At 64.9% G+C, this 17,161-nt stretch carries 12 protein-coding genes; 9 read left to right on the forward strand and 3 right to left on the reverse strand.

Translation table 11 applies throughout. The features are described from left to right. Nucleotides 1-6: 6 nt before the first annotated feature. The gene (locus tag GNK13_RS15730; RefSeq protein WP_164103503.1) at nucleotides 7-771 is read right to left on the reverse strand and encodes a CDP-alcohol phosphatidyltransferase family protein; all 765 of its coding nucleotides are present in this window, start codon (nucleotides 769-771) and stop codon (nucleotides 7-9) included. 156 nt (nucleotides 772-927) lie between these two features. Here GNK13_RS15730 and GNK13_RS15735 point away from each other — a divergent pair, with 156 nt between their 5' ends. Continuing rightward, on the forward strand, nucleotides 928-2,334 hold the full coding sequence (locus GNK13_RS15735; RefSeq protein WP_164103504.1) for an SHD1 domain-containing protein: 1,407 nt from the start codon (nucleotides 928-930) through the stop codon (nucleotides 2,332-2,334). Nucleotides 2,335-2,494: 160 nt separating this feature from the next. On the opposite strand, the gene GNK13_RS15740 is transcribed toward GNK13_RS15735, so the two are convergent. After that, complete coding sequence (locus GNK13_RS15740; RefSeq protein ID WP_164103505.1) at nucleotides 2,495-3,505, reverse strand: eCIS core domain-containing protein; 1,011 nt, start codon at nucleotides 3,503-3,505, stop codon at nucleotides 2,495-2,497. A 182-nt stretch (nucleotides 3,506-3,687) separates the two neighbouring features. Between GNK13_RS15740 and GNK13_RS15745 the strand changes: the two genes are divergently transcribed. The 5 genes from GNK13_RS15745 (at nucleotide 3,688) to GNK13_RS15765 (ending at nucleotide 9,721) form a co-directional block, all read left to right on the forward strand. Further along, nucleotides 3,688-6,204, forward strand: a complete 2,517-nt coding sequence (locus GNK13_RS15745) for a tetratricopeptide repeat protein (RefSeq protein WP_164103506.1) — start codon at nucleotides 3,688-3,690, stop codon at nucleotides 6,202-6,204. Between the two features lie 55 nt (nucleotides 6,205-6,259). Beyond that, complete coding sequence (locus GNK13_RS15750; RefSeq protein ID WP_164103507.1) at nucleotides 6,260-6,604, forward strand: J domain-containing protein; 345 nt, start codon at nucleotides 6,260-6,262, stop codon at nucleotides 6,602-6,604. Nucleotides 6,605-6,624: 20 nt separating this feature from the next. Beyond that, nucleotides 6,625-7,461 carry a nucleotide exchange factor GrpE gene (gene grpE, locus GNK13_RS15755; protein ID WP_164103508.1) on the forward strand — a complete coding sequence of 279 codons (837 nt, stop codon included), beginning with the start codon at nucleotides 6,625-6,627 and terminating at the stop codon, nucleotides 7,459-7,461. Nucleotides 7,462-7,558: 97 nt separating this feature from the next. Next, the gene (locus tag GNK13_RS15760; RefSeq protein ID WP_164103509.1) at nucleotides 7,559-9,424 is read left to right on the forward strand and encodes an Hsp70 family protein; all 1,866 of its coding nucleotides are present in this window, start codon (nucleotides 7,559-7,561) and stop codon (nucleotides 9,422-9,424) included. Nucleotides 9,425-9,430: 6 nt separating this feature from the next. Beyond that, the gene (locus tag GNK13_RS15765; protein ID WP_164103510.1) at nucleotides 9,431-9,721 is read left to right on the forward strand and encodes a hypothetical protein; all 291 of its coding nucleotides are present in this window, start codon (nucleotides 9,431-9,433) and stop codon (nucleotides 9,719-9,721) included. A 218-nt stretch (nucleotides 9,722-9,939) separates the two neighbouring features. Here the strand turns inward: GNK13_RS15765 and GNK13_RS15770 are convergent, their stop codons facing one another. Continuing rightward, nucleotides 9,940-10,689 carry a lecithin retinol acyltransferase family protein gene (locus GNK13_RS15770; RefSeq protein ID WP_164103511.1) on the reverse strand — a complete coding sequence of 250 codons (750 nt, stop codon included), beginning with the start codon at nucleotides 10,687-10,689 and terminating at the stop codon, nucleotides 9,940-9,942. 305 nt (nucleotides 10,690-10,994) lie between these two features. Here GNK13_RS15770 and GNK13_RS15775 point away from each other — a divergent pair, with 305 nt between their 5' ends. The 3 genes from GNK13_RS15775 to GNK13_RS15785 all read left to right on the forward strand — a co-directional run bounded on the left by GNK13_RS15775 (nucleotide 10,995) and on the right by GNK13_RS15785 (nucleotide 17,021). After that, the gene (locus GNK13_RS15775; protein ID WP_235935237.1) at nucleotides 10,995-12,434 is read left to right on the forward strand and encodes a RecQ family ATP-dependent DNA helicase; all 1,440 of its coding nucleotides are present in this window, start codon (nucleotides 10,995-10,997) and stop codon (nucleotides 12,432-12,434) included. Nucleotides 12,435-12,546: 112 nt separating this feature from the next. Further along, nucleotides 12,547-13,275: a hypothetical protein gene (locus GNK13_RS15780; RefSeq protein WP_164103512.1), complete on the forward strand. Its 729-nt coding sequence runs from the start codon at nucleotides 12,547-12,549 to the stop codon at nucleotides 13,273-13,275. A gap of 41 nt (nucleotides 13,276-13,316) precedes the next feature. Next, nucleotides 13,317-17,021 carry an efflux RND transporter permease subunit gene (locus GNK13_RS15785; RefSeq protein WP_164103513.1) on the forward strand — a complete coding sequence of 1,235 codons (3,705 nt, stop codon included), beginning with the start codon at nucleotides 13,317-13,319 and terminating at the stop codon, nucleotides 17,019-17,021. The last annotated feature ends 140 nt before the right edge of the window (nucleotides 17,022-17,161 follow it).

Below are 17,161 nucleotides of genomic sequence, written 5' to 3' on the forward strand. Positions count from 1 at the left end.
CAGAGCCTAGCGTCTGCGGCGGACCTGGACGTCCAAGTAGAACGAGAGGCCGGTGTAGAACAGCGGGTAGAGGAGCGACAGCCAGACCATCCAAGCCGGCGGGTGAGGATAGCTCGGCAGCATTGCGATCAGCAGCAGCGTCCAGATCGCGGCACCGACGAGCAGCGGCGTTCGCCAGGGTCGAGGAGCCAAGTTCGGGTAGATGAACCGGAACGGCAGCACGGTCGCCAGCGCTAGGATTAGGAGCAGGATCACCAGCGGCCAGGGGCCGACGCGGTAGAACCACAGCCCGGCGTAGAAGGCGACGATATTCCAGTAGGAGGGAAAGCCGCCAAAGAAACCTTCCTCCTCATGTTTGGCTTCGGTGCTGGCGAACCCGAACAAGCTGGCGATGAGCGGCGGGGCGACCCAGATCCACGACGCGTTGGTCGCGAGCGGCAGCCAGTCCATTCGCCAGACCAGCAGCAACGGGACGAAAGTGAAGCTGAGGTAATCGACGATGTCGTCGATCTTGCGGCCCGATGTTTTTGGGGCTCGCGTTTGAACGTGGCACCGCCGGGCGAGCGGTCCATCGGTGGCGTCGACCGCGACCGCGGCTAGCAGCCACAGAAAACATCGCCGCGGGTCGGGCGGCTCGGAGAACAGCTCGGCGGTGGCCAGAAAGACGAACACGATCCCGCTGGCCGTGTAAGCATGCACCGCATAGGCGGCGATCCGCTGCGCGGTGGTCGGCGGATCGGTCGGCTCCAAAGGGTGGTCGTATTCCGCCATCAATCGATCGTCGGGGACAGGGGCCGCGGAAGGAGGCTCGGGAACTTTACTCTGCTGGCCGCGTCGAACCCCCATCTCGATCGGGGGCGACGTCTGCGTGGATGGAAATCGCTGCTGGCTTTGAAGTTCAGGATTATTTTTGGGGGAAGTAATTTGATGTCAGCCTCTATCGCCGGGCGCCGATCCCCGCGTCGCCGGGTCGCCTTGGGACTGCTGGCTCTCGGGGCGACCAGCCTCACCGGTTGCATGGTCAATACGGTGACGCAGGGAGACGCGACGATTTACAGCAATTCTCCGCTCAATACGCTGCTCCTGGCTGCCGTTGGCTGTGTTGTATTCGGGTTTGGAGTCGCGTTCTGTCTCGTCGGCCTCTTTGCGAGAGAGTCGGCCGTTGCAGATGTTTATGGCGGCTATCACCAGCCACCCCGATCCCGGTGGAAGCTGCAGAATGTGCTCTCCCTGCTCGGAGGCTGCGGTTTGATGATGGGGGGCGGACTCATTCTCTTGCTGGGCGTGCCGAGTTCATGGATGGCTCACATTACCATCTACCCGGACCGCGTGGTGCTCCGCGATTCGGTGATCTGGTTCGCTACCGAGGATCGAGAGGTTCCGTTTGAGACGATAGCCGATATCACACGCGAGGAGAAACCGATCGTTCGGAAGCGGAGGCCTGCGGAAGACCTTGTGATCCACTACCGAGATGGCTCCGCGCAACGCATCGAAATGGGACCCAAAGAGCGGGCCGCCTACGACGAATTGCTCAGGGCCTACCACGCATTTCGTTCAGGTGATGGGCGGACCCCTGGAATGGCTGGCACCGAGGTGGCCTCGGCGCGGGCCGTAGCCCAGGCATCACCAACAGAGCCGAGGGGGCGGAGTGAGCCGGGTTGGCTGAAGGCGGTCGATGAGCCGTTCGGGGAACGTGAGCCCTCTGGAGCGAATGAAGCGTTCACCTACGACAGGAGCCGCGACGATCTGATCGTGGGTACGGAAGGACCGAACCCGGCCGGGAGTCCCGACGCATCATCGATGTCGCCGCCGGCCGAATCGAGGGCTGCCGCGATCCGCGAGCGGATGAGTGCTGCGGCAGCAGGCTTACGCGACTCGAATTCCAGGAACATCAAACGCTATCCGATCACCATCCCGCTTCCGGAGGATGCGGCTGCGGTCGACGCTCAGACACCGCTCGAGCCTGGAATGAAACTCGGGGCCTGCTACGCGAGGCGATGGGAGGTGGTCACCGTGGTGGCGGTCCATGAGGACGGCACGGTCCGCTGCAACTGGGACGATTGGCCCGCTTTTACCTACGACATGAGCCGCGACGACCTCATCATCACGGAAGCCGTTCTCGCGGAAGTGCAGGGCCCGCAGCAACGGAGTGAACCGAGCGAGCGCGAGTGGTCCGACGTGAGCGGGAAGTTCAAGGTCACGGCAACTTATATCGGATTCGAACAGGGATTCGTCAAGCTCCGGAAGTCCGATGGCGAGGAAATCTCAGTGCCAATCCAAAAGTTGAGCGAGGCGGACCGGAAGCTGGTCCTCCGCCTCTCAAGACAGAATTAGACCTCTGGCAGAAATCGCGATGAGTTCGGACGGTTCAAGCCGTAGACGCTAGCTTCGCGACTCGCGGCCTCGGGCCTTCTGCTGCAGAACCCGCGGCTATCGCCGTCGGCTCCAGGTTTTCTGACAGAATCAGCAGGTGTCTGACCTGGAAAGACTGACGTCAGAGGGCTTTGCGGAGGGCGTCGAGGAGCCAGGGGTCGGGGACGTCGGTGTTGCCGGTCACGAGCATGGCGAAATTGTCGGCGAGCACTTCTTCGGGATGGATGATGTAGCCCGTGTTGCGGCCGATCTGGCGTCGGTAATCGGGTTCGCTGGGGCTGTGGAAGACTGGCGCTCCGGATTCGAGCACCGCTTGGAACTGGCCCTCGGCGTCCGGCTGCACCTGCATCAGCTGAAACGTGAGGTAGGCGAACATCGAGGCCCGGCTAGCGGGATCGTAGTCGGCGTTGGCGAACAGGACCGGAGCGACCGAGACGATCGAGTCGTCGGCGAGTTTGAGCTGCAGCACATGCGCAATCGCCGGCGCATCGGGGTTCGTGATCCGCTTCGCTGCCAAGGATTCGGGCAGCTCAATTTCATTGCTCGGAGCGAACCCGATCAGCGCATACAGTTGGTCGCGAAGCTCGGGGTTCTGCCGCGAGAGCACATGGAACAGCTCGTGGGCGAGGAGCGTTTTCAACTGGTCCTGGTCGGCCCTTTGCAGGCGGGTGGCTGGGAGCACGATCGCGGACCCGCGGGTGTAGGCTGCTCCCGATTCTTCTCGCCCGCTGGTGTGGATTAGGTGGACGGTGTTGAGCGGCGGGAGCGAAAGGTTCGCGAGCGGGGTGTCGAGGGACTTGAGCAGCTCGGCAACCCTCGCCTGCTCGGCCGGTTCCCAGGGACGGACTTCGCCGCGGACGAACTCCAGGTACTCCGCCTCGTCGACCGGTTCTCGGCTCTGACGCCGCGATTGGCGGTCGAACGGGCTGAGCCGCTCGAGGTACGCGTCGCGTCGCGAGAGGATGGCCCGTCCCTGCTCAGGCGTCGCGAACACGAACTCGATCTCGGCGACCTCGAGACGGGCTACCCGCAGCGAATCGGGCTCCGCGCCGTGGGCTGTCGCGAAGAGCCCCAGTGTCAGGAGGATCGCTCCACCGCCACGCGTGGCGAGCAAACGCAGGAGAGAAGTCATGGTGGATCGCCGCAGGAGGAGGAAGTGGAGCATTGCCTAACGTACGCGAGCCGTCCCGGGCTGACCACTGCGTCCGCTTTCCCTCGGGTTACGAACCTGCGAGGCAGGGTTAGAATCGGGCGGGGTGAGATTGACGCGGAGGCCGTCCCGGTGACGCCAGCCGCAGGTGGGGGAGAGAAACGTTGTCAAAATCGAAGAAGCGAAAGGGGCGTGGCAAACCGGCGGCGAAAGGCGCGACCGCTCATGCGGTCCGCGAGTCGCTGGGGCGAAGGCTTGCTGCTGAAGCCTTGGTGCTTGCCGAGCAATTGGTGGCGAGTCGGCCCACGCCCGAGCATCGCGAGTTGCTCGCCCAGGCAATTGCGATGCGCCTCGAGGCGATGGTTTCTGGGCGCGGGGACGCGGAACTGGCCGCCCGTCTCGTCGGCCGCTTGGAGGAGTTGTCGGCGGATTCAGAGTTGCCGTCGCGCGAATCGTGGGCGAGCCGCGCCGGTCGATTTCGCTCGCTGTTGCTCGGCGAGCGGTTGACGCCGGAAGCCGATCCGCAGTTGCTCGCCTCGGTCGTCGACATGGCGATCCGCAACGCCAGTTTTCGGGACCGCCTCTCGGAGGGATTGGCCGCGGAAGTCGACGCGGTCGGCAGGGGTTTGCGGGCTGTCGAGTCGGGGGACCACGAAGCGGGACTCGCCGCAGTCAACGGGATTGGCTTTCGTTCTCCATTGGCTCCTTGGCGGTTGTTGATCCGGGGGCTGACGCATTACTACGACGGCGGCTTTGAAGCGGCCGAGGAGGTCTGGAAGCGGCTGCCGCCGGAGCGTCCGCCGCGGCGGATCGCCGGCGTGCTGCTGGCCCTCGAGTCCCGCACCTTGGGGGATGATCCGCCGCCGACGGCAGCCGCCCTGCGGCGGTTGCAATCGGCTGTCGATGAACCGTCTCGCGATTCCGTCGCGGGACTGCGGCGAGCTTGGGTGGATGAGGATTCGCTGCGGGTCGTCAGCGAATTGGGAAGGCTCGTGCGGAGCGGCCAGTATGCCGCGGAGTGGCTGCAGCAGCTCTGCGACCGGGCCTGGAGTTGCATTGCCGAGTCGCGCCATCCCCGCGCAGTCGCGGAGATGAAGCGTCAGCTTCCTCCGCCGCGATGGGACCGGGATTACAAATTGGCGGCGGCGCTGGCGATCCTGTTAGATCCGCAGTCGAACACTGCCGCAAAGCTCCGCGATGCGGCGACGCAGCTCGAGGAGTACTTTGCGGAACTCGACAGCTACGAGTCGCTCAGCCCGCAGGACCGGGCGGCAATTCGCTCCGTCGTTTCGCTCGAATTGGCCAAGTTCTACTTCGATTTCCATAAAGCGGCTTCGGCATCGAGTCGGCGTCGTTCGAAGCGCCGCGGCGAGCGTGCGAAGCTGGTGGAACTAGCCTGGGAATTCACGCTGCGGTTGCTGCAGCGGACCAGCGAAGCCTCACCGGAATGGGAGGCTCCGGTGAAGTTGGCCGAGAAAATCATCGACTCTTCTGACGAAGCCCCCGACTCCGCGTTGGTCGCGGTACTGCGGCGGCACGCCGACGCGCATCCCGATCAGGCCGAGGCGCTGCGGCGGTATGGCGGAGTGCTGGAGCTGACCGGCGAGACTCAGGAGTTCGCCCGAGTGGTGGAAAAACTCGAACGTGTGGCCCCTCGCGACGCTTGGGTTCGCCGAGCGGGTTGGCAGATGCGGATGGACCGCGTGCGAAGCCTCGCCGTGCAAGGCGACTTCCCCGCAGCCTTCGCGACGATCCGTGAGCTGGAAACGCTCCGGCCCGAGTCGATGCCTGCCTACGTGTTGGATCTGCTCGCCGCGGCCGTGGAGTACAAACGCAAGGATTCGGGCGCCGCCGAACAATGCCTCGACCGAGCCCGCGGCAAAGGGATTGGAGAGGCGAGCCTGGCGATGCTGATGGAAGTCCATGCGACGCGGATGAAACTGCCCGCCGAGGTGAAGCGGAACTTCCGGCAGCTTCGCGAAACGGCTGTCAAGGAGAAAGTCCCGGCCCGTGCTGCCGAACTTGCCCGCTTGATGACCCCTCTCCTCGTGCATCCGAAGAACTACTCCGGCGCGGTCACCCACCGCCGCGAAGTGCTCAAGTACCTGCGGCGTTGCCTGACGGTTCGACTCGCCGACTGGACTCCCCAAGACGTCCGCGATTTTGTGGTCTGCCATTACTCTTTGGACGACGACGGGAAGTTGGCGGAAGCGATCTACAAAAAATTTCGAACCTCGATGCGGCATCAGCCGAGCATTCTCTTTCTCGCCGGGTTCTTCGGGTCGGTATACGATCAGCGGTTCGCGCTGCAGCGGGCGATCGATGAGAGTGAACGCCACCCCGAGGTGGCGTTGCCCGAGGAACTTCTGGATTTGTGCCGGCGGCGAATCGAGGACGACCCGTTCAATTTTGACAATGACTCGGATGAATTCGACGAGGACGATGATTTAGACGACTTCGATGATGTTGGGCTTGATGATCTGGCGGGGCTGCAGATGCACTTCACCCGGATCATTGATCAATTCGAGATCGACATTCAGAAAGCGAAATCGCCGGAGGAAAGGACGCGGATCATCAAGGCCTCCATGGACGCAATGCCGCCACCGGTGCGGAGCATCATGATCAGAATGATGATTCAGCAGTTGGGCCCCGAGGCGATCGAAGTCTTGGGCCTGCGGTGAGTGGCCCCGCAGGAGAGACGTCCGCCTTTTCCGAGATTCGAGCAGGAACCCGTCGATGGACCCCAGTGAACCTTTCGCCAGCGAACCCAGCGAACCCAGCGAACCCAGCGAACCTGTTGACCGCGACCCGTTCGAAGTTCTCGGCGTCCTCGCGACGAGCACTCCCGAACAACTCCGCACCCGATACCTGGAGCTGGTCCGCCAATTTCCGCCCGACCGCGAACCCGAACGGTTTGCCGAAATTCGCCAGGCCTACGACGCGGCTAGCGATCCACATCGGATGTGGTCGCAGCGTTTGCTCGACCAGCGGGCTGTCGATTTTCTCGGACTGGTCAACCAACAACCGCGAAAGCCGCGGCGGATCCCCACCGACCTGCTGCTCTCCGCAGGCGAGCCCTAGCGAGGACTTTGAGTTAGCCGATGGCAAGCGACGAATCGAACCGATCCGACGAGGCCTTTTCCCCAGAACCGTCCCCCGCCGCCGAGCCCTCCTGGGAGCAAACCCGCCAGCAGTGGATCGAGCGTTTCAGCGGCTGGGTGGACACGCTCGGGGAGACCGAAGCGGGCCGCGAACAGCTGCGGAGCCTCGAGCCGGCGGAGTTATCCTCTGATGCGGCAGCGGGTGAGGCGCGGCGTGAATCAGGGGCTCCGCTCGCCGGGCTGCTCGAGGTCGTGGCCAGCCTGACGGCGCTGCGGCACGAGCTGAAGCTGCAGACCAAGAGCAGCCGCGTGTTGATCGAGCGAGTGGGAGCGGATGCGGATCGGTTGGTCGCCACTGCCGATCGGATCGTGCAACAGCTCGATGCCGAACGGCTCGCCGCTTCACTCATCGAGAGCCTGATCGACGTCGACGAAGCGGTGGGACGATTCCACGAAGCGATCGAGGCACTGGCGGTCAGTTGGCCCGCTGCGCCGCCACCGCCGCCGCGGAGTTCCTGGTGGAGCCGCAGATCGCTGGCGGCCGCTCGGGATTCGCTCGCTGAAACCTGGGAGGCTCGGCATCGACGGCTTGCCGGACTGGCCCAAGGGGTGCGGTTGCTCGCCAGCCGGTTGGAGAACCACCTCAGCGAACACCAAATTGAACGGATCGGGCAAGTGGGCGAACCGGTTGATCCGCACTGCATGCAGGTCTTGGAAGTGGTCACCGACCAGCCGGTGGCCGCGGGCACGGTCGCCCAGGTGCTGCGGCCCGGGTACCGCCGCGGCGAGCGCGTGCTCCGCTCCGCTCAGGTCGCCGCTCAGGCGGCTGGCGAATAGCTGGGGATCGGCTTGATTTTTGATTGCGTTTTCGTTGGACAGTGTTTCAATTGACCGCCACGCTTCTTGCGTCCGGTTTCCAAAGCGAGAAAAGATGATGGAACCGATCTTGGGCATCGACCTGGGGACCACCAACTCGGTTGTCGCGGTGCTGGAGAATGGAAAGCCGCGAGTGATCGCCAATCCCGAGAACGGGGAGCGGATTTTGCCGAGCGTCGTGGGGATCGACCCTGCGGGCGAGCTGTTGGTGGGCACCGCAGCGCTCAATCAGGCGGTGCTCTATCCGGAGCGGACGATTCGCTCGATCAAGCGGCAGATGGGACGCGAGATCGAAGTCCCTTTGGGCGAATCGCGGCTCTCGCCTCCGGAGGTCTCGGCCATCATCCTGCGGACTCTGGCCCGCTGGGCAGAGGCCGATCTGGGGCGGCCGGTAACCAAAGCGGTGATTACGGTTCCCGCGTTTTTCAACGATTCACAGCGGGAGGCCACGCGGCAGGCCGGTCGCTTGGCGGGGCTCGACGTGGTCCGGATCGTCAACGAGCCGACCGCCGCTTCCCTGGTGTATGAACCGAACTGCGAGCAGCAGCAGCGGATTCTGGTCTACGACCTCGGCGGCGGCACGTTTGATGTGTCCATCGTTTCGCTCGAGGGTGGAGTCGTGGAGGTGCTGGCCAGCCATGGTGACACGCATCTCGGCGGCGATGACTTCGATCAGCTCCTGCGGAGTGAGTTGGTCGACCGCCTCGAAGGGAGCGAGTCGGGCAGGGGAGCCGCGCCGCTCGACTTGCGAGGCGACGTGGCGACGGCCGCCCGGTTGCTGCGAGCGGCGGAGGAGGCGAAAAAGCGACTCAGCTTTGAAACCTTCACCGCGGTCCGCGAGGAGTTCCTGAAAAGCGGAGATCGCGACCTCCACCTGGAAACCGAGCTCGAACGCAGCGACTTCGAAGAGCTTATCGAGCCCTCGCTCGAGCGGACCATCCAGTGCGTCGACCGCGCGCTCGAAGACGCCCGAATGCACGCCGGTCAACTCGATCGAGTGATCCTCGTCGGGGGGAGCACGCGAATTCCAGCGGTTAGCCAACTGCTGGCTGCGCGGCTCGAGCAACAGCCGTCGGCCGAGATCGATCCCGACTTGTGCGTCGCCCTCGGAGCGGCGGTGCAGGGGGGATTGATCGCCGGCGAGCAGGTCGGACGGGTGCTGGTCGATATCACCCCGCATACGCTCGGCATCCGCGTTCTCGACAGCCATGATCCGATGCGCTCGACCACCATCTTCGCCCCCATCATCCCCCGCCGCACGCCGCTGCCAGCCATCCGTTCCGAGACATTTCAAACCGCCTACGACGGCCAGGAAGCGGTCGAGGTCGAAGTCTTTCAGGGGGAATCGCGAGAGGTGGAGCGGAATCAGCGCATCGGCTCTTTGATGCTCGAGGATCTGAGCCCCCACGCCCCCGAAGGAAGCCCGATTTCAGTTCGCTTTACAGTCAACCTCAACGGGATCGTCGAAGTCCGCGCGGTCGATCGCGTGACCGGCCAGCAGGCGGCCGCGAGGCTGCAGCGGGGAACCGAAACGGCGGCCGATTCCGACCCGGCCGCGCAGCATCGCGCCTCCCAAGAACGGCTTGGCAATCTGCTCGGCGAAAGCCTCCTCGCTGCCGCCGGGGTGTCCGCCACCGAGGGACAGGCTCAGAGCGAGCCGAGTGAGCTCGCGCAGGCTGCGAATCAAGCGGATGTCAATCAGCAGGAGGGAGGCGAGCCGGATGAGCGGCCGGCGATCGGCGAGTTACGGACGCTCCGCGCGAAGGTGGAGCGGGTCCGCGGGCAAGCGAGCGAGGCGGATGTGCAGGAAATGGATTTGCTGCTCACAAAACTCCGCGAGGCCGCCGACGCCGAGCACGAGGAAGAGTTTAAGAACCTCGCCGCTCAACTCGACGATCTGCTGTTCTATCTGGATGAGGCTTGACCGAGCATGTCCGGCGAGAATCCCTCGGTGGGCGGACGTCTCGAATGTCCCGTCTGCGGTGCAAGCCAAACGACTCCCGGTGCGGAAGAGCGGTATGCCTGTCGACGCTGCCGTGCCGATCTGCATGCCTTGATCGAGACAAGGCGGAGCGTCGCGGCGCTGGCGATCGGGCTGTTCGCGGCCAGCCGCCGCGGCGATCGGCTCACCGCGGCAGACCATGCGGCGCGGCTCGAGTGGCTCGATCCGTCCGCCGCCGCTCTGGGGCGAGTCGCCGGAGAGGACTCGCCGCGGGAGTAAAGCCGACGAGGGCGGTTCAGGTAGGCTCTGTCAGAACACAGCTCTTCCCCATTACCCTCCCCCCGGGAGGGTCGGGCTCTTAGGCCCGGGGAGGGCGAGCCGAATTGAGGGCGCGCTCACGCTCCTAGTTCGCGCACAGCCCTCCCCGCTCGTTCCTCGCGACCCTCCCGGGGGGAGGGTGTCGTCTGGTCAGCCTGGAAAGGCTGACGTACGTCTGCTCAGCCTGGAACGGCTGGCGTGCGGGGGGTGCGTTTGGGTTTGCGGGTGGTGGCGTGTTCGGCGAGGTGGGCGGCCGATTCGCCGATTGCCCAGAGGGTCGTCGTGGCTAGCACTCCGAGCGGGCCGCCGGGGAGACCCACGAGCGCCGCGGTCGTCGCTCCCACGGTCCTTCCGGCGGCGCGGCGCTTCTGCGGATCGCGCAGCCCGACGTGGTGGCCGACCGCTTCGGTCGCCCACTGGGCTGCGTCGGGAACGAGCATCGCCGGATGGGCCACGCGGCGGACCGTGACGGCCGCTTGGGTCAGCTTCAGCGCCGAACGGAGGCCCGCCCGCGCCGCTGCGCTCATCGTTGCTTTGGCAGCGGCCGCCGCGACCCGCTCCATCGCGATCCCCACTTGGCGGCTGTGAAAATGCCCGGTCACGCACCACAGGGCAAAGTGCTCGCAGTTGTAACTGACCAAGTCATAACCGCTGCGGCCGACCATCCGCAGCGCCCGGCGGCGGATCTTCTCCGGAGCCAGCGGAGCGGAATGTCTGACGCGATGGACCATCGCCATCCCCTCGGGCGAGAACTGTTCCCAAGGAGTCTGGCAGACGCGAAAATGTTCCGCCCCTCGACCCGGCCGCGCGATCCCGCCGCGGCCATCGGTGAAGTGGACTACTGATCCGTCACCTAGCTCGACCCCGTGGTGCTGAAACGGAACGCCTCGGTAGGTCCGCCACACGAAGACATGGTTGGGGTCGTTCAAAGCTGGATTCCTGTGATTCAAAACAACAGCACCCTCCTCTCGGGGAGGGTCGGGCTCTCAGGCCCGGGGAGGGGCAGCGCCCTGCGATCGTGCCGTCTCGTGGGGCCAAGCCGAGAAGACCCTCCCCGCTCGTTCCTCGCGACCCTCCCGGGGGGAGGGTGTCTGAGAGAACGTTTACGGCCGCATTTTCTCGCAACTAGCTTTGAGCGGGTGGGCCGGTTTTCGCTACCGGCCGGTTTCCGATAGAAACCTCCAGTCCGCCGACAAAAAGCCTCCACTCAACTGCCTCTTACCCCAGACGCCCTGTGGCTCCGCAGCACCGCGACATTCTACGCCAAGTGTTTGGCTACGACACCTTCCGAGGCTGCCAAGAAGCGGTCATCGAGCATGTGGCGTCGGGCCGCCATGCGCTGGTGGTGATGCCGACTGGCGGGGGCAAGTCGCTGTGCTACCAGATCCCCGCCTTGGTCGATGCGGCGACACCTTCCGATGGGGCGCGTCCCGAGCTGACCGTCGTCCTCTCGCCGCTGATTGCGCTGATGAAGGACCAGGTCGACGGGCTGGTGGCCCGCGGCGTCGATGCGACGTTCGTCAATTCGTCGCTGGGCCGTGAGGAGCGGGAGCAGCGTTATCGGCGGATTGCCGCCGGGCACTATCGACTGCTGTACGTGACGCCCGAGCGGTTTCGCAAAGCCGCCTTTCGCAGCGTCCTGGGGGAGCGACGCGTGCGGCTGTTGGCAGTCGACGAGGCGCACTGCGTGAGCGAATGGGGGCATGATTTTCGGCCCGACTACTCGCGGCTGGCCGAGATCCGCGAGCGGCTCGGCAACCCCACGACGATCGCCCTCACGGCCACTGCGACCCGCGAAGTCCGCGATGACATCGTCCATCAATTGGGGCTCGATGGGCAGGAGGTGGGCGTGTTTCACGAAGGGATCGACCGCCCGAATCTCGAGCTGGAAGTCGTGCCGGTCTGGGACGAGGACGAGAAGCTGGAGCAGATCGCTGAAATCGTCGCCTCGGTCCGTCGGCAGGGAAGCGGGATCGTGTACGTGACGTTGATCAAGACGCTTGAGCGACTGAGCGAAGCGTTGCGGCGGCGGGGGATCGAGCATGTGGGTTACCACGGCGGACTGCCGCGCAATCGCCGCCGCGAAATCCAAGACGCGTTCATGGGGGGCTCGTGCCCGCTGGTGCTGGCGACCGGAGCGTTTGGGATGGGAGTCGACAAGGACGACATCCGCTTTGTCGTGCACGCCGAAACGCCCGCTTCGATCGAGGCTTACTACCAGGAGGTGGGCCGCGCCGGCCGCGATGGCCAGCCGAGTCGCTGCGTGCTGCTGTACGACCAAAACGACTTGATGATCCAGATGCAGTTCATCGGCTGGCGAAATCCCGACGCGGAGTTCTTTGCCCGCGTCTACCACTTTTTGAGCGAACGCGGCGAAGAGGTTCGCGGGCTGGGGCTGGAGTGGCTCAACGAGCGATTGCAGCGGGTCAGCCGTCACGATCACCGGCTCGACACGGTGCTGGCTCTGCTCGATCGGCACGGGGTCGTCGCCGGGCCGCGGCCGCCCGAATGTTTTGAGGTGCTCGGTCCGCTGCCGCCGGAGCTGACCGACCCGGAGCGGTTCGCGGAAAAACTGCGGCGGGATCAGCAGCGACTGTACGCGCTCGTGCAGTACGCTGCGGTCGACGCCGAGGAGCGAAAGCCGTTCCTCGAACACTATTTCGGCTGGCGATAAATGGGGGGTCCGGTCGGTCCCGTGGAGAAGTTACACTGGGGAGTGTACTGTCCCGCCCAATCCTCCACTCCTTCCCCGTTCCACCCGCGATTCCCTCCGCGCCCGACCTGCTATGAGCACCACCGATACCGACTTCTGGTCGCGAATCGATTCCACATCGAGCTCCGAAGAGCCCTCGCAACCTTCGCTGGCGATCGACTCGTCGTCGGCCGATGACGAATCTTCCCCAGGCGAAACCGCGAGCCACGACTCGCCGCCGGACGGCGATGTGCCTCCAACCGCGGGCTCGCAGCCGGAAGTCGCGCAATCCAGAGTTTCCCAGCCAGAAGGATCCCAGTCGCAGGTTGTGCGGCCGGCCGCAGCGGCACCGCAGAAGAGCAAATCGCAGCGGATCCGCGAGTTCATGGACGCGCATCCGGAGGTTCGCAACCGAGACATCGTCGACGCGCTCGGCGAGCACGGCGTGACGGCGGCCGACGTCTCCAACGTCCGCACGCAGCTGCGGAAGAAAGCTGAGAAGCAGCAGAGGGCAAAGGCTCGGGTCGAAGGCTCGGCCAGTCCGTCCACTCCGCCGCAGGGAGCCGGTGCGGGACAGGGAGCCAGCGCGGGGCAGGGAGCCAGCGGGGGGCGGAGAACCCACCGCCGCGCGAAACCGAGCGAACCGGCGTCCGCATCAGCCTCCGCTCGATCGGGCTCGGATCGTTCGGCTCGGGCCGACGAGATCGCGATGGCCGAGATTGAAGCCGGGCTAAGTTTCATCGAACAGGCTGGAAGCCTTGAGCGGGCTCGGCAGGTCGTCGAGCTGATCGCTCGGATCCGCAACGTCAGCCTCACTCGCTGAAAGCTCGCGCCGGCGGCACCGGACTACGCAGAGGGATCGTGATGAAACTGCTCGAGGTTCTCGTCCGTAATCCAGTCAAGGTTGCCGTGGGCGTGCTGTTGGTGATCCTGTTCGGGCTGATTTCGCTCGACCGGATGCCGATCCAGCTGATCCCCGAGGTGCAGACGCCTACGATCAGCATTCGCACGCGGTGGCCTGGGGCGAGTCCTCAGGAGTTCGAGCAGGAGATCATCGAGCAGCAGGAGGAATATCTTCGCAGCGTCGAGGGGCTGACGAAGATGTCCTCGAGCAGCTATGGGCCGCAGGGTCGAATCTCGCTCGAGTTCGCGATTGGGACGAACATGAACGAGGCCCTGCTGAAGGTGAACAGCCAGCTGCAGCAGGTCCCCGATTATCCGGAGACGGTCGACGAGCCGGTCATCACGACCTCCAACTTCGCCGACGAGCCGATCGCCTGGTTCACGCTCGGACCTCGGCCGCCGAGCGAGGAGGAGTTTGCGGCCTTCGCAGCGGAACATCCCGAGCTGGCCGAACCGCTCGAGAGCGTCCGCACGGCCCACAACTCGGGGCTGGCGATGATGCGGTTGCGGGAGCTGGTCGAGCAGAATCCGACCTACGAGTCGCTGCTCCCAAAACAGCAGAACATCATCGCCCTGCGGCGGTTCGTCGAGGACAGCATCGAGGCGGCGTTCGAACGGGTCGAAGGGGTGGCTCGGTCGGACGTCCACGGAGGACTGGAAGACGAGCTGCAGGTGATCGTCGATCCCTACAAGTTAGCGGCTCGCGACGTGACGATTTTCGATGTCCGCGACGCGATTCGCGGGCTCAATGAAAACCTCCCAGCGGGCTACTTTGACGAGGGCAAGCGGCGATGGTTCGTCCGCACGCTGGGGCAGTTCGAGACGCCCGAGCAGGTCGAGCAAGCGCTGCTCGACGTGGGCGATGGCGGCGCTCCGCTGTACGTTGGCGACGTGGCCGAAGTCCGGTTGGGACTGAAAGATCCGGCCGGGCTGGTGCGGCGGTTTGGGGAGTCGGCGATCGGCGTGAGCGTGATCCGGGAGACCGGCGCGAACGTGCTCGACGTGATGGAAGGGCTGCGGGAGGTCACCGAGAAGCTGAACGCCGGGCCGCTCGACCAGCAGGGGCTGTACCTGACGCAGATCTACGACGAGACCGAGTACATCTACGCGTCGCTCGATCTCGTGCAGTCGAACATTTTCATCGGCGGCGCGCTGACGATGATCGTCCTGATGGCGTTCCTGCACCTCAGCGGCCGGACGCTGCTGGCGATTCCGTTGATCCTCGGCTCGGCCGCCGCGGCGACGTACCTCACGCCCTGGATGTTCGTGCTCACGCTAGTGCTGGTCGTCGTCGCCGGCGTCTGGTTCGCTCGCGCCACGTTGGTTGCCGGGCTGGTGATTCCGACCAGCATCATCGGAACGTTCTTGATGATGAACCTCTTCGGCCGCAGCCTGAATGTGATCAGCTTGGCGGGAATCGCGTTCGCCGTGGGGATGTTGGTCGACAACGCGATCGTCGTGATGGAGAGCATCTATCGCCGCCAGCACGAACTCGGCGAGCCGCCGCTGACCGCTGCGGTGCGGGGGACGCGCGAAGTCTGGGGAGCGGTGCTGGCCTCCTCACTGACCAGCGTGGCGATCTTTTTGCCAGTGGTGTTTGTCGAGCAGGAGGCGGGACAGCTGTTCCGCGACATCGCCCTGGCGATCAGCGCGGCCCTGGTCCTCTCGCTGATCGTCTCGACGACCGTCATCCCCACCGCCACGATCCGCTTGTTCCACACCCCCGCAGCCCATAATCCCGCAGCCCATAATCCCCCAGCCCATCGCCGCGGGGAGCAGGCCCTTGGTGCGGGGAATGGCGAGGCTGTCAATGGTGAGGCTGTCAATGGCGAGGCTGTGACGAGCGATTTCGAGAGTGGACCGCCGCCGGCCGGACCCGCCGGAGGAATCGTCCGCGGGATCCAGAGCTTTGGGCGCGGCTGGGTGGCGCTGGTGGTCGGGCTGAATCGCTGGTTGCAGGCGGGGGTGCTTCGCCAGCTGGCGCTAGTCGGGGCGCTGGTCGGAGCGGCGATCGGGCTCAGCTATCTTCTCTGGCCGGAAGCGGAATACCTGCCGACGGGCAACCGCAACCAAATCATTGGGACGATTCGCCCGCCGCAGGGTTACAACTACGACGAGATGATGCGGCTCGGGCAACAGCTCGAGGAGAATCTCCGCCCCTACTGGGACGTAGCCGCCGGGGAGGTCGAAGATGAAGACGCCCCGCCGGCGATCGACGACTTCTTCTATGTGGTCGACACGTTTCGAGTGTTCATCAGCGTGCGGGCACGCGACCCGGAGCGAGCGGTGGAGTTGCTTCCGCTGATCCGCGACGCTGGGGCCGATCTGCCGGGGACGACGATCACCTCGCAGCAGACGAGTTTGTTCGAGCAAGGCCGCTCGGGCGGGCGAACGATCGAGCTGGAGATCAGCGGCCCCGATTTGGAAAAGCTCGAATCGATGGGCCAGCAAGTGCTTGATACGCTGGCCGACGCCGAACCGGAGACGCCCGGGATGCAACCGCTGATCCCGGGAACTCAGACGCGGGCGAACCCCGAATTGGGTGCGACCTCTCCGGAGATCCACGTCCGCCCACGATCGTTCCGGACGCGGCAGAACGACCTCAGCACAACCGAGCTGGGGTACACGATCGATGCCATGGTCGACGGAGCGTACGCCGCCGACTATTTCCTTGATGGCGATAAGATCGACCTGATGATCCGCGGCGAAGACCGCTATGCCGAGAGCGCCGAGGCGCTGCGTGATGCGGTCATCGCGACGCCTTCGGCCGAGGTCGTTCCGCTCGGTGCGGTCGCGACCGTGGAGATGACCGCGGGCCCCGAGCAGATCGATCACCGCGAGGGAATGCGGGCGATCACGGTCGATGTGACGCCGCCGCAGTCGATCGCTCTGCAAGACGCGATGCGGAAGATCGAGCTAGGAATCATCGCGCCGCTGGAGGCCAGCGGGCAGCTGAATGGTCCCTACCGGATCGATCTGGGAGGCACGGCCGACAAGCTCCGCCAGGCCTGGGAGGCACTCCGCTTCAATCTCGTGCTGGCCCTGCTGATCACGTACCTGCTGATGGCCGGGCTGTTCGAATCATGGCTCTATCCGCTAGTGATCATCCTCAGCGTGCCGCTCGGAGCGGTCGGTGGAGTGCTCGGGCTGCGGGCGCTGAACCTGTACCTCGGGGCGCTCGACTCGTGGGGCATCGGCAGCGGCCAGGTGCAGCAGCTCGACGTGCTGACGATGCTCGGCTTCGTGATCCTGATCGGGACGGTCGTGAACAACCCAATTCTGATCGTGCACCAATCGATCCAGCACATCCGCGACGATGGGATGACTCGCCAGCGAGCGATTTTGGAAAGCACTCGCAGCCGCATTCGGCCGATCTTCATGACCACCGTCACGACGCTGTTTGGGCTCTTGCCGCTGGTCCTGTTCCCTGGAGCGGGGAGCGAATTGTATCGAGGGCTGGGCAGCGTCCTGCTCGGCGGGCTGCTGGTCTCGACGATCTTTACGCTGTTCCTCGTTCCCACGCTGCTCAGCCTCACGCTGGCGGCGCAGGAGAAGCTGATGGGGCTGTTCCGCCGCAGCGCGATTCCGAAACCGACCCCCGCCCCACGAACTGCCGAGCCGCTGCCCGAGCCGGCGCCGACGCCAAAACCGGCCGAGGTTGGGTAACGAAATCAGCCGCCGGGCGCTAGCCCCCGGTTTCCGAAAACGCTGGGAAAACCGGACGCTAGCCCGGATATTTCATCCGCTGATGGATTTTAGGCTCGGGGCGGCTGATGCGGTTGGATTTTACGAGAAGAGGCGGGCGG

Origin of the sequence: Candidatus Laterigemmans baculatus (assembly GCF_010367455.1) — a bacterium.
Lineage (GTDB): Bacteria > Planctomycetota > Planctomycetia > Pirellulales > Pirellulaceae > Laterigemmans > Laterigemmans baculatus.